We start from the raw sequence: 1403 nt of genomic DNA on the forward strand, positions 1-1403 counted from the left end.
GGAGGCTGTGAAGAAGAGAAATGAGGCGGTGGGCAAGGCGCTTGAGGAGCTGTTTAGCGTTGTGGACCAGCTTTCTAGGGGAGTAGCCGACGTAGACGAGAAGAGGCTGTTGAAGCTTGTTAATCAGCTGGAGGCGGCCAGGGGCGTTAGGGTGCCTTGGCTGGGGCCGGCGGCTGAGACTCTGAGGAATTGGTACAACCCGGCGCGTAGCGATGAGGAGAGGAGCGAGTACGCCAGGGCGGCTTTTCTAATTGTGTGGGCTGTGCTTCAGCGCCGCGCCCCGGAGCTGTATAACAAATTGATGGAGATGCTGAAGGCGAGAGAGGAAGCCGCCGAGGTTTTGAAAGAGGCGCTGGGGGGCGACGACAGAGAGAAGTGGAGGGAGTTCTACAGCGAATTGAAGAAGCTGGTGGAGGCCGAGGGGGAGGTGTTGAAAATCGCGGAGGAGGTGGAGCGGGAGCTTAACAAAATCGCCGTGCATCTAAAAGCCGCGGCAAAGGGCGCAAAGGGGCTAGAGGAGGTAGCGGAGTGGGTAGAGGTAGATGCGGTGGAGGCGAGGAGGCTGGCTGAGGCGACTGCCTATAGGCTGTCTAGATTCTCTGGCGCCAGCTACGGGACTAGGGCCGTTGCGTATTTGAGGGCAATTGTAGAGGACAACGTGGTGGGTTTGACTGCTCTGAGGGCCCTCGCCGCGGGGGACTTGGCTTCGCTTGTGGCTAATACGCCGGCTAAAGCGTATCACAAGTTGCTGGGGAGGGCGCAAAGCGTCAGACGCGGACGGATAGGCGAGCTTCCGCTTGAGGAGAGGCTGGTTGTGGAGCTGGGCAGAGTTCTGAAGGACGCGGAGAGGTGCGGAGAGCTGAGGCCTCTGGCGGAGGCTTTCGAAAGGGGCGAGGCGAGGTTGGAGAAGAGGGGAGAGGGCAAATACGTCATATACGCCGGCGGTAAGACTGCCGTGCTGGAGCTTAAAGAGCGCGGCGGCGCCAAGCTACGAGGCGAGTTGACCCGCCCGCTGGCGGAGAGGAAGCTGGCCGAGGCGAGGAGGGCTGTGGAGATTTACGAGAGGATGAGGAGGGAGGGTGTAGCGCCTCCGCCGTTGCGGGAGGCACAGGACGGATGGCTGTTAAGCGACGCCTCTGTGGTGGAGATCAGCAAAGAGGGGCGCATAGTCGTTATGGGGACCGCCTCCTTGGAGCAGGTGGTGACGTTCCTCTCGGCGTTTGGTGTAGGAGCCAGCGAGATACACTGGGGAGGCGGCGAGAGGGAGGAGAAGGTCAAGATCTATGTTAAGCACTTCGACGTGACTAGCGAGGGGCTGAGGCCTATGTACCACGTCGAGCTTTACGACGAATATGCCAGGGAGGTGTGGAATAGGCTTTCGGCGGCGCGTAGCATGTCTGAGG

The 1403-nt window shown here is 60.4% G+C and carries 1 pseudogene; it reads left to right on the top strand.

What is annotated here, in order from left to right:
* Positions 1–1403 (top strand): annotated as a pseudogene (locus ACP5J3_RS14625) (hypothetical protein); the annotation flags it as partial.

Origin of the sequence: Pyrobaculum sp., from assembly GCF_049971835.1 — an archaeon.
Lineage (GTDB): Archaea > Thermoproteota > Thermoprotei > Thermoproteales > Thermoproteaceae > Pyrobaculum.